Below are 14,469 nucleotides of genomic sequence, written 5' to 3'. Positions count from 1 at the left end.
TGGTTGAAAGCTGGTTCAGTCGGCGAGCGCGGGCTCGCGCGGGGCGCTGGGGTCGGCGGGATAGGCACCATGTTCGTCATGGACTTCCTTGCCGGTCACCGGCGGATTGAAGGTGCAGGCGCACAATATGTCCGTCTCCGGGCGCACGATGTGCCGGTCATGGTCGTTGAGGGCGTACATGACGCCGGGCGAAAGCTTGTGCGTAACGCCGGTGCCCAGATCCTCGATGGTGCCGGTGCCTTTGAGGACCAGCACCGCCTCCAGATGGTTCTGGTAGTGCATGTGCAGTTCCTCACCCGCGTGCATGGTGGTGACGTGGAAGGAAAAGCCCATATCGTCGTCCTTCAGGAGGAGGCGTGCGCTCTCCCAGCCCTTGGACTTCACGTTGCGGTCCGTCTTGCGGATGTCCTGCAGCTTACGAACGATCATAGTGCGTATCTCCTCTTACTCTGCGGCGACGCCATAAGGGACGCTGAGCGCGGACCGGATGCTCTCCTCGAGAATGTCGAGGCCGGCCGACAGCACGTCGTCGTCGATCACGAGAGGCGCGAGCACCTTCACGATCTCGTCATGCGCACCGCTGGTTTCGATGATGAGCCCCTGCGCAAAGCAGGCGGCGGTGATGGTTTCGGCGACCTCGCCCGATCCGACATCGATGCCGCGCATCATGCCGCGACCGCGGGTGGAGAGGCCGTGTTCGGCGGCCATCGCCTCCAGCCGCCGCTCCAGCAGCGCGCCGCGACGCGCGATGTCCCGCTGGAATGCATCGTCGCTCCAGAAATGGCGGATCGCGGCGGTGGCGGTCACGAAGGCATGGTTGTTGCCCCGGAAGGTGCCATTATGCTCGCCCGGCGACCATTGATCGAGCGCGGGGCTGAACAAAGTGAGCGCAAAGGGCAGGCCCATGCCGGAGAGCGATTTCGCCATCGTCACGATGTCCGGCGTGAAGCCCATGCCCTCGAAGCTGAAGAAGTTGCCGGTGCGGCCGCAGCCCGCCTGAATATCGTCGATAATCAGCAGCGCGCCGTGGCGCTTGGCGATCGCCGCGATCTTGCGCAGCCATTCCGGCGACGCGACATTGAGCCCGCCCTCGCCCTGCACCGTCTCGACGAGAATGGCAGCCGGCGCATCGAGGCCGCTCGACGGATCGGAGAGGCGCCGTTCCAGCAGTTCGGCCGTGTCGACGTCCGGCCCATGATAGCCATCATAGGGCTCATGCGCGACATGGCTCAGCGGCACGCCGGCGCCACCGCGCTTGGCGGCATTGCCGGTGCAGGCGAGCGCGCCCAGCGTCATGCCGTGGAAGCCGTTGGTGAACGCGATCACCATCTCGCGACCGGTGATCTTGCGGGCCAGCTTGATCGCCGCCTCGACCGCATTGGTGCCGGTCGGCCCGGTGAACATGGCCCGATAATCCAGCCCGCGCGGGCGCAGAATAACCTCCTCCAGCGCGGCGAGAAAATCCGCCTTCGCATCGGTGTGGAGATCGAGGCCATGGGTGATGCCGTCGCTGGCGACATAATCGACCAGCGCGCTTTTGAGCACCGGATGATTATGGCCATAGTTGAGCGTCGAGCAGCCCGACAGGAAGTCGAGATAGCGGCCGCCCTGATTGTCGTGCATCCAGACGCCCTGTGCGCGGTTAAACTGGCGCGGCATGGCCCGCGCATAGCTGCGCACGCCGGATTCCCGCCGCTCATAAATGGCGGTGTCGGGTTTGCGGGCCGTGGGGTGGGGCAAGATGTTGGCGGTCATGCTGTCAGCGTTCCTTCTTCTGTTGCGGCTGCCAGATGAGACAGCGGGCCGAGGCGTGCCTGCCACTCGGTGGCGTGCGCTCCGGCAAAATGTGGTTCGCGCTCGAAGCGCGCGGTCTTCTCGATGGGGACGTTCCACCGCCGCGCCAGTCCTTCGAACAGCGCCCAGGATGCGCGGTTATCCTGCGTGATCGTGGTCGTGATGTGGGTCACCCCATCCTGCTGCGGGCGCGCCAGCAAGGCCTCGATCATCCGGCCTGCGAGGCCGTGGCCCCGCATGGCGGCGGCGATGGCCACCTGCCAGACGAACAACGTCTCGGGCGAGCGCGGCACACGATAGCCAGACACCCAGCCCGCCAGCGCGCCATCGTATTCCGCGACGGCACAGCTGTCGGCGAAATCGGTGCATTGCAGGAGGTTGCAATAGGCGGAGTTCGCATCCAGCGGCGGTGATGCGGCAATCAGGGCACTGACGGCAGGCCCGTCCGTGGCGGCGGGCTTTCGAAGCGAGATAGATCGCCCCTCGCGATCTAAAAAGTGCGCAGAAGCCCTTGGCGGCTCAAGAGCCGCTGTAGCTTGTCGATCAAAGATTGTTTATCTCCCGAATTATTTTTCTGAGACGCGACGCTGTGCAGAGCGTCGTTCGGCGCCATATATGGCACTTATCTCGCTCACTTCAACCGGAGGAGGCAAATTTTAGTTCATCTGATAAAGCATAAACCCGCCCACTCCCGTCGTTCCGGCGAATTGGCGTGGGGCGCGCCTTGCGCTATCGACACGGCATGAACCTCGATATTGCTTCATCCACTTTGCGCGCCTTGCGACGGATTCTGCGCGCCACGGAGATCGGCAGCCGCCAGCTCGCCACGGCCACGGGCCTCACCCCCTCGCAACTGCTGGTGCTGCGAGAAATCGCCGCCGCCCCCTCCGCCACGCCAAGCGCGATTGCCCAATCGCTGCAGTTCAGCCAGGCCACCATCACGGCGATCGTCGACCGCCTTGTCGCCTTGGGCTTTGTCCAGCGGGAGCGCAGCGAACGCGACAAGCGGCAGTTCCATCTGCATGTTCTGGCGGCGGGAGAAACGGCTCTCGCAGAAGCGCCCGATCCCCTTCAGGCGACCTTTACCGAGCGCTTTTCAGCCCTGCCCGTCTGGGAACAGGCGATGGTCCTCGCCGCGACCGAGCGTCTCGCCATGTTGATGGACGCCGAACATATCGACGCAGCGCCTTTGCTCGACAGCGGCCCGATCGACCGGGCGCGGCCGCATTCATCCTGAGCGCTGATTCCGGCGCTTACAGAGCCTGCCGGACTTCCGCCATGGCGCGGGCGATGGCCGCCTTCAGCTCACCCTGCGAGAAAGGCTTGCCCAGCTTGACGACGTTGAGGCCGCTATCCGTCGGCACCTCACCATAGCCCGTGGCGAGGATGATCGGCAGGCGAATGTCCTCCGCCATCAGCTGCATGGCAAGCTGCACGCCGGTCATGTTCGGCATGGCCTGATCGGTGACGAGCAGGTCGATGCCCGGATTGTCCCGCAAGATCTTGAGGGCATCGGCCGCACAATCGGCTTCCCACACCTGATGACCGAGATCTTCCAGAAACGCCGCCGTGTTCATCAGGATGAGCGGATCATCGTCCACGGCGAGAATTTTGAGCGGGCGAACCGTGCCGTCCGCAGACAGCGCCGGCTCCGCCTCCCGTGCCGGCCGGTTGGCATCGTCGCTGGAGACAGGGAACCAGAGCGCCGCCGTCGTCCCGATGCCAGGCGCGCTCGTCAAGGTGAAGGTGCCCCCGAGCTGGCGCACAAGGCCATGGATCATCGACAGGCCAAGGCCCGTTCCCTTGCCGACGCCCTTGGTGGTGAAGAACGGCTCGGTCGCCCGCGCCAGCGTCTCGGCATCCATCCCCGTGCCCTGGTCTATGACCAGAATGCGCACGTAGCTGCCCGGCGCCAGTTCGGCCGATTCGCCCGGCGCGATCCGCTTGGTATCCGTCTCGATCCGGATCGCGCCGCCATCGGGCGAGGCGTCGCGCGCATTCACCAGCAGGTTGAGCAGCGCCATCTCGATCTGGTTGGCATCGGCGACGATGAAGGGGCCGTTCGCAACGCCGTGAAATTCGAGCGGCCAGAGCGGCCCCAGCGTCCGCTGCGCCAGTTCCTTGAGCCCGTCGAGCAGCGAGGAGACGTTGACCGGTTCGGGCGAGAGGTCCTGCCGCCGCGCAAAAGCCAGCATGCGCTGGGTCAGTGCGGCGCCGCGCTCGGCGCCCTGCTGGGCATTGTCGAGGAGTCGCTTCGACATCGGGTCATCGGGGATCCGCTTGCCGAGCAGCGAGAGGCTGCTCGTGATGGCCATCAGCAGATTGTTGAAATCATGCGCGACGCCGCCGGTCAGCTGGCCGATGGCTTCCATCTTCTGGCTCTGCCGCAGCGCATCTCGCGCCGCTTCGAGTTCCGCATTGCGAGCCTTGGTTTCGCTGAGGTCACGGCCGACCGCGACGAAATTCACGCCATCGGGCTCCGGCGCGACGGTCCACTCGATATGCTTCCAGCCGCCATCGCGCGTCGCAATGCGGTTCTCGAACCGCGTGGGCTCCCCGGTTTGCGCCATGCGCTCAATGGCTTGCAGCGTCGGTGGCATGTCTTCGGGATGCATGAATGTCGCGTAACCGCGGGTAAGCAGTTCGGCTTCGGTCCAGCCGAGCACCTGCGTCCAGGCGGGGCTCACGGCGGACATCATGCCGGTGAAATCGGCGCGCGCGAGCATATCCTGCGACAAGGTCCACAGCCGGTCCCGCTCCGAGCGCGCGCGCTCCACGGCGACCTTGACGCGTTCGCCCACCTCCTGAACGAGCGTTTCCTCCTCCGCCGTCCACACGCGCGGCGTGGCATTCTGGACCGCGAGCAAGCCCACCCACTGCTTTTCCTCGAACAGCACCACGTCCACAAAGGCGCCAACCTCGCGCGCGCCAAGGCCGGCCTTTGCCTCGGCGCTCAGGCGCGCGTCGGCCTGCACATCGCGCACCACCACGGGCGTGCCGACGCGATAGGCGTTCAGCAGATCCGGGCCGAAGGCTTCGAGCGAATGTTCGCCGACGATCGATCCGACACCGCGATGATGATCACGCTCGACTGTCATGCGGCCGTTCGTGATTTCCGCGTAGAACACCCGGCTGGCCGAGAGATACGCGCCAAGGCGTTCCGCCGTCAGGGCAATGACGTCGGCCGGCGTGGTCAAAGGGCGCAACGCGTCGGACAGCGACATCAGGAATGCGGTCTTGCGCTCAGCCGCAACGCGTTCGGTCGTTTCGGCGAGAATGCAGATGACGCCTGCCGGTTGCCCCTGCTCATCGAGCACCGGCGAATAATCGAGGTCCATCCACACCTGCTCGGGCCGGCCGTGGCGGTGCAGCGTCAATTCCTGATCGCGATAATGGAGCGTCTTGCCGGCCAGCCCGACCTTCATGACATTGTCGTTGAAGTCGGCGACCTCGCCCCATCCTTCCCGAACATTGGAACCCAGAAGCTCGGGGTGGCGCCCGCCCGCGAAGCCGGAATAGGCGTCGTTATACAGCATGACGCCTTCCTCGCCCCACAACATCACGATCGGCACCTGCGAGCGAAGCAGCAGCGAAACGGCGCATTTGAGGCAGGGCGCCCAGTCTTCGATCGGACCGAGTGGCGTGGCGCTCCAGTCCCTGTCCCTGATCAACGCAGCGCACTCGCCCCCGCCAGCCAGGAAGGCCAGATCGGCAGAGGCCAGATGTTGAGCGCGCGCAGGCATATTCTGGAGCATTCGTATCGAGATCCTATCGAGGGCCGCCCGCGAGATTTTGCCATCTTCGCCGATACGCCAAGGTCTGACGGTTTATCTCACCACCTACGGTCGCGAAATGCCATTTTGTACAGAGTTTGCTCAGCGCGTTCACCCAAAGACTAGCCTGTGCCCGCTCTGAAACAGGAACAGGCTACAAACAGCAGAAATCTCGGGCCGTCTTGGAATGCAGAGGAGCCAAAAATGGCGGGCGCTGCGGCGTCATCCGACTCAGATGAGCCTGGACGGGAGGAAGTCTTCAGGGCGTACGCCCCACCCAGACTCAGTCCGCGTCGATCATGAACAGCGTGTTTTCCCGATATTTCGGGTCCATGCGGTCGAACAGCGGGTGGACATCGAACGTGGTCTCAAGAACGTCCAGTTCGCTCAGGCCAGCCAGATTGTAACTGCCCACCTTCGGTTCGCGCGGCTCGGCGCCGTCGCGGGTGATGGTGATGGCATCGATGAAGTAGCTGTCGTTGCGCTTGTAGAGCACATGCGGCGCGAGCACGAGCGCCAGCTTGTTGTAGCGGGCGGAAAGACAGCGACGCAGCGCGATCGCTTCAAAGATGCGACTATTGTCCATGGCCGGGCCATTGGCCGGTTTGTCGCCGATTATCAAGGCCCATGGCGCGTTTTGCCGGGCGGGCGCGTTGCGCGCCGTGCAGCCCGCGCACCGTGCGCGCCTTCACGATGCGCAAAGGCGGCGGCGCGCATCCTCATATTCCGTGGCGAATCGCGCGATGAGTGTAGCGGCCGGCACCACATCGGTGACCGCGCCAATGCCCTGGCCGGCGCCCCAAATGTCCTTCCACGCCTTGGCGCCTGTCGCCGCAGCGAAGTCCATCGCCGATGGGTCGCTTGCGGGCAGCGCGTCGGGGTCGAGCCCCTGTGCGACGATGGACGCGCGCAGATAATTGCCGGAGACTCCCGTAAAGTAATCCGAATAGACGATGTCCGCCGCCTGCCCGTCCACGATGCCCTGCTTGTAGGCGGCGCTGGCCCGCGCTTCCGCCGTGGCGATGAAGGCCGAGCCGATATAGGCAAAGTCCGCGCCCATCGCCTGCGCGGCAGCGATGCCGCTGCCCGTGGCGATGGCGCCGGAAAGGGCGATCGGCCCGTCGAACCACGCCCGCGTCTCTGCCACCAGCGCGAAAGGCGACTGGCTGCCGGCATGGCCGCCTGCGCCCGCCGCCACCAGGATCAGGCCATCCGCGCCCTTTTCGACCGCCTTGTGAGCGAAGCGCTGATTGATGACGTCATGGAACACGAGCCCGCCCCAGGCCTTCACCGCTGCATTCACCTCCTCATTGGCGCCCAGCGACGTGATGATCAGCGGCACCTTGAAGCGAGCGCAGATCGCGAGATCCTCCATCAGGCGCGGGTTAGAGCGATGAACGATGAGATTGACGGCAAAGGGCGCGGCCGGCGCCTCGGGGTGGGCGGCATCATGCGCCGCAAGTTCGGTGACGATGCGCTCCAGCCAGTCCTCGAGGCGGTCCGGCGCGCGCGCATTCAGCGACGGCATGGCACCGATGATGCCCGCCTTGCACTGCGCGATCACCAGATCGGGATTGGAGATGATGAACAGCGGCGCGCCGATGACGGGCAGACGCAAACCACGGCGAAGGCTCTCGGGAACGGACACCAGTTTCTCCTCTCCCGCCCGGCCTGACATGGCGGCATGCACCCGTCAATGCCGGCGAAAATCGCATCGTTACCGTTTCGTTTACCATCTGCGCGCTACCGCTACGGCAGGGCCAATCGAGGCAAAGGGGGTAAGCGGCATGGGACAGACAAGAACGATGCGGGCAGGCCTGACATGGGCCGCGCCGGATGTGACGAGCTTGCTGGCGCGGTTGTTCGGCCGCACGAGTCGCGCGCAGGCATCGGCTCAGAGTCAGGCCGTACCCTCCGCATGGAGCCCAAGGCCGGCGCCTCGCCTTCGTAAGAACGACGACCTGCCCGCCACTCCGGATGTGGCGGAGACAGCGCCGACGCCGCGCCGCCCGGCCCTCATGCTCGTCACCGAGACCAACGCGCTGCCCGCATGGGCGTCGTTCAGCGCGATCATGCCGGCGCCACTTAGCGATCTCGAGGTCAGCGCGCTGGCCGCTGCGCACTGGCCCCGCATCCGCCCGATAAGCGATGAGGCTGCCATCCGCGTCGGCAGCGACACGATGGAGGAGGACTCCGCCGCGATGCAGGCTGCGCTGAGCGAGGCGCTCGCCCGCCTGCGCGCGCTGACCATCCAGTCCCGCCACTGACAAAGCCGCACCGCACGCTGGTCACCAATCTTCAATCGTGAGGACCGCCAGCACCATCTCCACCCCGCCATCCTGCCCATCCATCACGGAATCGACCGCCAGATCGACGACAATGTGATGGACAAGGGCGATCTCTGCGTTCGGCAACGTCTTGGTCAGCGCCGTCGCCCTGTCCCACGCATCCGGACCTGCGAGGTGCAGCACGATCCGATGCTGCGCGCCGACGAACGTCGCGCTGCACCAGGGGCGCTGTCCGCCATCCTCCACAGCGCAGCCCGGGCCTGCCAGCGCCTGCAAGGCAGCCAGCAGACGGCCGTGACAATCGCGCCGCGTGCTGCGGGGCGGGGCAGCCTTGCGAGGCAACGAGCTGGCCATGGCAGACGAATGAGCCGGCCTGGATCTCAACAGCGCTCTCATTGCGCACCTTCTTCATAAATGTTCATGAAATGTTCTACGCGGCGCCGCGTGCGTTCGGAGGGTTCACGCCCCCGACGCAGATCATGCACGAAACGGGGATCGCGCACGCATTCGCGACCGAAACGGGTTGCCGCCATGCCTGTGCGGCGCAGGAACAACTCTATGGATCTCAGGACCGTCATCGCCAACCGAACCTCCTCACTGGACTCGACAATAGGAAGACCCCTAGGTTCTAAAGTTATTTCCTACTTGTCTAGGAAAATTCCTATGTGTAGTGTTCCGCAATGGGCAGCGTCGATGCGAGAGCTAATCTGGAGCGGCTGATTCAGGAGCGTGGGGAAAGCTATGGCAGCATTTCCCGCCTGCTCGGTCGCAATCCGGCCTATATTCAGCAGTTCGTGAAGCGCGGCTCGCCCCGCAAGCTGGACGAGGCCGATCGCCAGTTGCTCGCCCGCTTCTTCGGCGTCGAGGAGGCGCTGCTCGGCGGCTCTTCAGCGCTGGCGCCCGCCCCGATGAGGCACAGCGCCACCCTGCCGCGCGGCCTCATCGCGGTTCCTCGCCTCGCTCTCGGCGCTTCTGCCGGCGTCGGCGCGCTGGTCGAGGATGAGGCGGCGGCCGGCGCGCTAGCCTTCGACATGCGCTGGCTGAGGGCCCTGGGCGGCCAGCCCGATCAGCTCTCCATCATCCGCGTCGATGGCGAATCGATGGCCCCCACGCTCAGCGATGGCGACGACATCATGGTCGATCGGGCCGACGGCATCGATCGGCTGCGCGATGGCATTTACGTGCTGCGCATGGATGATGTGCTCATGGTCAAGCGCGTCGCGCTGGCGCCCCGCCGCGGGCTCTTCTCGATCCGCAGCGACAACCCGCTCTACCCGACATGGGAGGATGTCGACCCCGCCCTCGTCAATATCGTCGGTCGCGTGATCTGGGCCGGGCGCCGGGTGGGCTGATCGCCTCGCCCGCTATCCGGGTCGACCGCGGCGCGCCAAGCGGCACGGCCTGATTTCGCTCGGCTCGACACGGCGTTCGCCGGGCTCGAAACGCGCCAGATAGCCGCCCGCCGCCGTCCGGCCTTCCATGCCGACGAAGCGGAAGCCGATCGCTTCGAACTCGCAGCGCAGCAGCGCCGGCGGCGTGCCATGATGCTCGGTCGGGCGGTCGATATCGACCACCACCACCTGCCCGCCGGGCTTGAGCGCGGGATAGAGCCGCCAGAGAAAGGCGTAGGGCTCGGCGATCTCATGATACATGTGCACCATCAGCACCCGGTCGAAGCTGTGCTCCGGCAGGCGCGGATCGTCCGGCGTGCCGAGCTTGACGCTGACATTGTCCCGATTCTCGCGGGTCACCCGCTGGCCGAGCTGGTCGATCACCTCGGCGATGATGTCCTGCCCGAGCACGCGGCCCCTCGGCCCCACGCGTGTGGCGAGCCGCACGGTGTAGTATCCCTCGCCCGCGCCGATGTCGGCCACGGTCATGCCCGGCGCGATGCCGGCGCGGTCCATGATCTCCTCGGCCTCGTTGACCCGGTCGCGCGCCTCCTCCGTGGACCAGCGCGTCGAGATGATCGGTGCGACCGGCCGGTCGGCGCGGGGGAAGGCTTCGGCCGTGTCAGGCCGGCCACTGGACGCCGGCGCGAGCGAATCGCAGCCCGAGAGCAAGGCAGGGCCAAGCAGCAGGACCAGCGCGGCTGAGCGCCGCGCATCCCGCCCGCGCAGCATCAGTCGACATCCTCGACGTCGACCTTCTCCCCGGTCACCTTTTGGCTGAGCGCGGCCGCCATGAACGGATCGAGCGCGCCGTCCAGCACGTCATCCGGAGCGGTGGAGGTGACGCCGGTGCGCAGATCCTTCACCAGCTGATAGGGCTGCAGCACATAGGAGCGGATCTGGTGGCCCCAGCCGATCTCGGTCTTGGCCTGATAGTCGGTGTTGGCTTCCGCCTCGCGCTTCTGCAGCTCCGCCTCATAGAGGCGCGCCTTGAGCATGTTCATCGCGGTGGCGCGGTTCTTGTGCTGGGAGCGGTCGTTCTGGCTCGCCACGATGATGCCGGACGGCACGTGGGTGATGCGCACCGCGGAATCGGTGGTGTTGACGTGCTGACCGCCCGCGCCGGACGCGCGATAGGTATCGATCTTGAGGTCGCTTTCCTTGATCTCGATCTCGATATTGTCGTCGATCACCGGATAGACCCACACCGAGCTGAACGAGGTGTGGCGCCGGGCGGAGCTGTCATAGGGGCTGATCCGCACCAGCCGGTGCACGCCGCTCTCGGTCTTGGCATAGCCATAGGCATTCTCGCCCTTGAGCAGCAGAGTGGCGGACTTGATGCCCGCTTGTTCGCCCGCCTGATACTCGATCATCTCGACCTTGTAGCCGCGCTTCTCGGCCCAGCGCTGATACATGCGCAGCAGCATTTCCGCCCAGTCCTGGCTCTCGGTGCCGCCGGCGCCGGCATGGATTTCCAGATAGGTGTCGTTGCCGTCCGCCTCGCCGGAGAGCAGCGCCGTCACCTTGTCCCGGTCGGCCCGCTCGGCCAGCGCGGCGAGGCCGGCAATGCCTTCATTGGCCATCTCCTCGTCACCCTCGGCATCCGCCATGTCGATCAGCTCGACGGTATCGTTCATCTCGGATTCGATGGCGCGGGTCGCGTTGATGGCTGCGTCGAGCCGCTGGCGCTCGCGCATCACATCCTGCGCCGCCTTGGGATCATCCCACAGCGTCGGATCCTCCACGCGGGCGTTCAGCTCATCGAGGCGGCGCAGCGCGCGATCCCAGTCGAGGAACCGGCGCAGCAAATCCAGCGCTGCCTGAATGTGGTCGACATGGGCCTGCGCTTCGGCACGCATGAGAAATCTCCGTCAAGTCCGTGGCCAGATGGTGGGCCGAATGCAGCCCGATGCGACGCCGCTTCCCCCCGGTCAAGGGGCGAGAAGGCCGGCCTTGGCACAGCGGGCGGAAAGTTGCTCTCAGATCAACGACTGATCGGGCGGATCGGATGCGGCGGAATCGCCCTGCCGCGCGCGGCTGCGCTGCCGCCAACGATGGGCCACCCAGCCGCGCCAGCCGAGGTGGACGAGGCAAAAGCCCAGGATCGATGCCACAATGGCGAACAGCAGAAGCCCCAGCGCGGTGGGCGCTGCAAAATCCAGCGCGCGCGCGCCAATGGAACGAATCATCGTGTCGCCGCTTGCCGAGAGCCGGTCGCCCAGCACCCCATGCCCCACCTTGTACGCTGCGAAATAAATGGGCGGGAAGGTCAGAGGATTGGTGACCAAAGTCGCGCATGCGGCAGTCAGCACATTGGCCCGAGCGGAAATGGCGAGCATGGCCGCAACCGGCGTCTGCCCGAAGGGAATCAGGAAGCCCGCGAACAGACCCAGCGCGACCCCGCGCGCTGTCGACCGCCGGTTGAAATGCCAGAGCAGCGGGTGCGCGATCCGGTGGGCGAACGGCTTCATCCACCGATTCGACAACAGGCTTTCGCGGGTCGGCAGGCGGCCGATCAACCAGCGCTTCAAGACGGGTCCTCCATGACAGGCGACCTGTCTAACCCATCAAGGCTGAGCATCGCGTGAACGCGGCGCACAAGGACGGGACAAGTAACGGGCCAGACAAGCGATATAGGTCGCCGGGCCCGCGGCTCAATAGATGCCGCCCTGCTCCCCGGCGAAATCGCGGCTCACATCGCGGCGGGCCGCGGCGGGCTTGTCCTCGCGCGCGCGCTCTTCCAGCTCATCGCGCCGCATGGAAATGCGCGGCTCGGTTTCCGGCTTGAACGCTTCCCAGATGATCGCGGTGCGCGGATCGTCCGAAGGCCAGCCGCCATAGACGCGCTTGCCGCTGCGCCGGTCGACCCGCACCATGCGGACGCCTGCCGGCGCCACGAACGGCGTTTTGGGCATATCCTTGAGAATGGGCGCCATGGCCGACTTCCAGATCGGCGCCGCCAGCGTGCCGCCCTGGGCATAGCCGCCCATGTTGCGGGGCTGGTCGAAGCCGACATAGACGCCGGCGACGATGTCCGGAGATCCGCCCACGAACCAGACGTTGGTCGGGCCGTTGGTGGTACCGGTCTTGCCGAACAGCGGCCGGTCCAGATCGCGCAGGCTGGTCGCGGTGCCGCGCTGGATCACGCCTTCGGTGATGTGCACCATCTGATAGGCGGTCATCGGGTTCATCGCCTGCCGCCCGCCATGGGCGAAGCGCGGCATGGCCTTGCCGTTCCAGTCATCGGCATTGCAGCCCTGGCAGGGTTTCCAGTTGCGCGGCCAGATCACCTGGCCGTTCCGGTCCTGCACATAGTCCATCACCTTGGGGGTGAGCTGGCGGCCGTGATTGGCGAGCATCGCATAGGCATTGACCATCTTCTCGACAGTCGTCTCGCCGGCGCCGAGCGCGAAGGCGAGATAGGGCTGGTAATCGCCGATGCCCATCGCCTTGATCGTGCGGACGACGCGGTCCATGCCGGTCTGCGCTGCCGTGCGCACCGTCATCAGGTTGCGCGATTGCTCGATGCCCCAGCGCATCGTCTGCGCGCCACCGCCCCCGCCGGAGAAGTTGCGGAAACACTTCTGCCCGAGATTGGCGCCCTGCCACACGCAGAAGGGGCCATCGACGATGATCGAGGCGGGCGTCATGCCATTGTCGAGCGCGGCGGCATAGACGAACGGCTTGATGGTCGAGCCGGGCTGCCGCATCGCCTGCGTCACGCGGTTGTAGGAAGACAGGCGCGCATCGAACCCGCCCTGCATGGCGAAGACGCGGCCGGTGTGGACGCCCTCGATCATGAAGCCGCCGGAAACCCCCGGAACGTTGCGCAGCGCATAGGCATTGCCTTCGGGCTTCACCGCGATGACGTCGCCGGGCTTGAGCGAATCGAAGGTCGGGCGGCCATTGCGCCGGTCCGCCAGCAGCGCCGATGAACGCGGCAATGTGCCGGTCTGGCCACCGGGCAGGCCGAGCGAGGCGCTGCTGCCGGACTTGTCCAGCACCACCGCGACGGTCCAGTCCGCATAATCGATGCCGAGATTGGACGCGGCGAGCTCGCTTTCCCAGCGATCCAGATTGTCGATCTTCGCGATCGGCCCGGACCAGCCCTTGCCCGAATCATAGCGCAGCAGTCCCTCGCGCAGCGCCCGTGCCGCCTGCTCCTGCATGAAGGGCGAGAGCGGCGAACGCACCCACAGTCCACCCGCATAGACGCTGTTGGGGCCATGCTCGGCAGCTTCGCCAAACTCCGCGATCAGCCGCCGCCGGATTTCCTCGATATAATAGCCGCCCACAGCACTGTAGCCGCTGCCGCGTTGCCGCACTGCGCCGAGCGGCTGCGCACGCGCTTCCTCATATTGTCCCTGCGTTATGAAGCGATTGCGCAGCATCTCGCCCAGCACCCAGTTCCGCCGCTCGAGCGCACGATCCATGTGCACTTCCGGGCGATAGTTCGCCGGACCTTTCGGCAGGATCGCGAGATAGGCCGCCTCGTGCAGCTTGAGATCGCCCACATCCTTGTCGAAATAGGCGCGCGCCGCAGCCTGCACGCCATAAGCGTTGCGGCCGAGGAAGATCTGGTTGAGGTAAAGTTCGAGGATCTGCTGCTTGGTCAGCACGCTTTCCATGCGCCAGGCGAGGATCGCTTCCTTGAGCTTGCGCGTATAGCTCACCTCATTGCCGACTAGCAGGTTCTTGGCGACCTGCTGGGTGATCGTGGAGGTGCCGCGCGGCGTCTGCCCGCTCATCAGGCCCTGGAATGCGGCGCGGGCGAGCCCCGGATAATCCAGGCCGTGATGACTGAAGAACGTCCGGTCTTCCGCAGCCAGATAGGCATTCACCAGCATCGGCGGGAAATCGGAATATTGCAGTTGAACGCGACGCTCACGCGCGAAGCTGTAGACGGGCTGGCCATCGATATCGCGCACCACCGTCGGCAGCGGCGGCTGGTAATCGAGCAGCGTGCGCGCATCGGGCAGATCGCGTGCGAACAGCAGCCAGAAGAGGAAAATCGCGCCAATGAAGGCCAGCAGCGCATAAGCCAGCCAGCGCCAGCGCCGCCGCTTCATCATGTCGCGCAGGCGCGCGCGCACGGCGTCAAGACGCCCGCCCCGCTGCAACCGGAAGCTCGTCGCTTCGTTTGTCGCTTCTTCCATGCGCGCCACCTAGACCAATTCTGCCGCGTGAGGGAACCGATTTTGCGGCAGGGTGCGCGCAAATCTG

15 protein-coding genes are annotated in these 14,469 nt (G+C 65.6%); 3 read left to right on the top strand and 12 right to left on the bottom strand.

What is annotated here, in order from left to right:
* Positions 1-15: 15 nt before the first annotated feature.
* Genes M2336_RS04850 through ectA form a run of 3 tightly spaced genes read right to left on the bottom strand, consistent with a single transcriptional unit; the run spans position 16 to position 2,267 of the window.
* Entirely contained in the window at positions 16-429 is a 414-nt protein-coding gene (locus M2336_RS04850; protein ID WP_264574180.1) for an ectoine synthase, read from the bottom strand.
* A 15-nt stretch (positions 430-444) separates the two neighbouring features.
* Positions 445-1,755 (bottom strand): diaminobutyrate--2-oxoglutarate transaminase, encoded by a 1,311-nt coding sequence (gene ectB / locus M2336_RS04845; RefSeq protein ID WP_264574179.1) that lies wholly within the window; start codon positions 1,753-1,755, stop codon positions 445-447.
* Positions 1,752-2,267: a diaminobutyrate acetyltransferase gene (gene ectA / locus M2336_RS04840; protein WP_264574961.1), complete on the bottom strand. Its 516-nt coding sequence runs from the start codon at positions 2,265-2,267 to the stop codon at positions 1,752-1,754. The genes ectB and ectA overlap by 4 nt, the downstream gene beginning before the upstream one ends.
* Positions 2,268-2,536: 269 nt before the next feature.
* Between ectA and M2336_RS04835 the strand changes: the two genes are divergently transcribed.
* Positions 2,537-3,031 carry a MarR family winged helix-turn-helix transcriptional regulator gene (locus M2336_RS04835; protein WP_264574178.1) on the top strand — a complete coding sequence of 165 codons (495 nt, stop codon included), beginning with the start codon at positions 2,537-2,539 and terminating at the stop codon, positions 3,029-3,031.
* A gap of 16 nt (positions 3,032-3,047) precedes the next feature.
* Here M2336_RS04835 and M2336_RS04830 read toward each other — a convergent pair whose 3' ends face one another.
* From M2336_RS04830 to M2336_RS04820, 3 genes are all read right to left on the bottom strand, one after another.
* Positions 3,048-5,537: a PAS domain S-box protein gene (locus tag M2336_RS04830; RefSeq protein ID WP_264574177.1), complete on the bottom strand. Its 2,490-nt coding sequence runs from the start codon at positions 5,535-5,537 to the stop codon at positions 3,048-3,050.
* 313 nt (positions 5,538-5,850) lie between these two features.
* On the bottom strand, positions 5,851-6,153 hold the full coding sequence (locus tag M2336_RS04825) for a hypothetical protein (RefSeq protein WP_181560836.1): 303 nt from the start codon (positions 6,151-6,153) through the stop codon (positions 5,851-5,853).
* Positions 6,154-6,255: 102 nt separating this feature from the next.
* Positions 6,256-7,215 carry an NAD(P)H-dependent flavin oxidoreductase gene (locus M2336_RS04820; RefSeq protein ID WP_264574176.1) on the bottom strand — a complete coding sequence of 320 codons (960 nt, stop codon included), beginning with the start codon at positions 7,213-7,215 and terminating at the stop codon, positions 6,256-6,258.
* A 139-nt stretch (positions 7,216-7,354) separates the two neighbouring features.
* Here M2336_RS04820 and M2336_RS04815 point away from each other — a divergent pair, with 139 nt between their 5' ends.
* Entirely contained in the window at positions 7,355-7,834 is a 480-nt protein-coding gene (locus tag M2336_RS04815; protein WP_264574175.1) for a hypothetical protein, read from the top strand.
* A gap of 21 nt (positions 7,835-7,855) precedes the next feature.
* On the opposite strand, the gene M2336_RS04810 is transcribed toward M2336_RS04815, so the two are convergent.
* Together M2336_RS04810 and M2336_RS04805 are read right to left on the bottom strand one after the other, a co-directional pair.
* Complete coding sequence (locus M2336_RS04810; protein WP_264574174.1) at positions 7,856-8,209, bottom strand: hypothetical protein; 354 nt, start codon at positions 8,207-8,209, stop codon at positions 7,856-7,858.
* Positions 8,210-8,247: 38 nt separating this feature from the next.
* Entirely contained in the window at positions 8,248-8,433 is a 186-nt protein-coding gene (locus tag M2336_RS04805) for a hypothetical protein (RefSeq protein ID WP_181561545.1), read from the bottom strand.
* Positions 8,434-8,535: 102 nt separating this feature from the next.
* Here M2336_RS04805 and M2336_RS04800 point away from each other — a divergent pair, with 102 nt between their 5' ends.
* Complete coding sequence (locus tag M2336_RS04800) at positions 8,536-9,207, top strand: helix-turn-helix transcriptional regulator (protein ID WP_264574173.1); 672 nt, start codon at positions 8,536-8,538, stop codon at positions 9,205-9,207.
* Positions 9,208-9,219: 12 nt separating this feature from the next.
* On the opposite strand, the gene M2336_RS04795 is transcribed toward M2336_RS04800, so the two are convergent.
* The 4 genes from M2336_RS04795 to M2336_RS04780 all read right to left on the bottom strand — a co-directional run bounded on the left by M2336_RS04795 (position 9,220) and on the right by M2336_RS04780 (position 14,402).
* A complete protein-coding gene (locus M2336_RS04795; RefSeq protein ID WP_264571472.1) occupies positions 9,220-9,978 on the bottom strand; it encodes a class I SAM-dependent methyltransferase in 759 nt (252 codons plus the stop codon).
* Complete coding sequence (gene prfB, locus M2336_RS04790; RefSeq protein ID WP_181560842.1) at positions 9,978-11,105, bottom strand: peptide chain release factor 2; 1,128 nt, start codon at positions 11,103-11,105, stop codon at positions 9,978-9,980. The genes M2336_RS04795 and prfB overlap by 1 nt, the downstream gene beginning before the upstream one ends.
* Positions 11,106-11,225: 120 nt before the next feature.
* On the bottom strand, positions 11,226-11,777 hold the full coding sequence (locus M2336_RS04785; protein WP_264592590.1) for a DUF2062 domain-containing protein: 552 nt from the start codon (positions 11,775-11,777) through the stop codon (positions 11,226-11,228).
* Positions 11,778-11,900: 123 nt separating this feature from the next.
* Positions 11,901-14,402, bottom strand: a complete 2,502-nt coding sequence (locus tag M2336_RS04780) for a penicillin-binding protein 1A (protein WP_264592589.1) — start codon at positions 14,400-14,402, stop codon at positions 11,901-11,903.
* Positions 14,403-14,469 lie beyond the last annotated feature (67 nt).

Source organism: Sphingobium sp. B1D7B, from assembly GCF_025961965.1.
Classification (GTDB): Bacteria; Pseudomonadota; Alphaproteobacteria; order Sphingomonadales; family Sphingomonadaceae; genus Sphingobium.
This window is presented reverse-complemented; position numbering and strand designations above follow the sequence as displayed.

What these genes read in the sequence shown, in the direction of transcription:
- M2336_RS04835 (WP_264574178.1), top strand. Translation starts at nt 2,537, where the DNA reads ATGAACCTCGATATTGCTTCATCCACTTTGCGCGCCTTGCGACGGATT.
- ectB (WP_264574179.1), bottom strand. Translation starts at nt 1,755, where the DNA reads ATGACCGCCAACATCTTGCCCCACCCCACGGCCCGCAAACCCGACACC.
- M2336_RS04795 (WP_264571472.1), bottom strand. Translation starts at nt 9,978, where the DNA reads ATGCTGCGCGGGCGGGATGCGCGGCGCTCAGCCGCGCTGGTCCTGCTG.
- prfB (WP_181560842.1), bottom strand. Translation starts at nt 11,105, where the DNA reads ATGCGTGCCGAAGCGCAGGCCCATGTCGACCACATTCAGGCAGCGCTG.
- M2336_RS04825 (WP_181560836.1), bottom strand. Translation starts at nt 6,153, where the DNA reads ATGGACAATAGTCGCATCTTTGAAGCGATCGCGCTGCGTCGCTGTCTT.
- M2336_RS04830 (WP_264574177.1), bottom strand. Translation starts at nt 5,537, where the DNA reads ATGCCTGCGCGCGCTCAACATCTGGCCTCTGCCGATCTGGCCTTCCTG.
- M2336_RS04805 (WP_181561545.1), bottom strand. Translation starts at nt 8,433, where the DNA reads ATGACGGTCCTGAGATCCATAGAGTTGTTCCTGCGCCGCACAGGCATG.
- M2336_RS04780 (WP_264592589.1), bottom strand. Translation starts at nt 14,402, where the DNA reads ATGGAAGAAGCGACAAACGAAGCGACGAGCTTCCGGTTGCAGCGGGGC.
- M2336_RS04850 (WP_264574180.1), bottom strand. Translation starts at nt 429, where the DNA reads ATGATCGTTCGTAAGCTGCAGGACATCCGCAAGACGGACCGCAACGTG.
- M2336_RS04800 (WP_264574173.1), top strand. Translation starts at nt 8,536, where the DNA reads ATGGGCAGCGTCGATGCGAGAGCTAATCTGGAGCGGCTGATTCAGGAG.
- M2336_RS04810 (WP_264574174.1), bottom strand. Translation starts at nt 8,209, where the DNA reads ATGGCCAGCTCGTTGCCTCGCAAGGCTGCCCCGCCCCGCAGCACGCGG.
- M2336_RS04815 (WP_264574175.1), top strand. Translation starts at nt 7,355, where the DNA reads ATGGGACAGACAAGAACGATGCGGGCAGGCCTGACATGGGCCGCGCCG.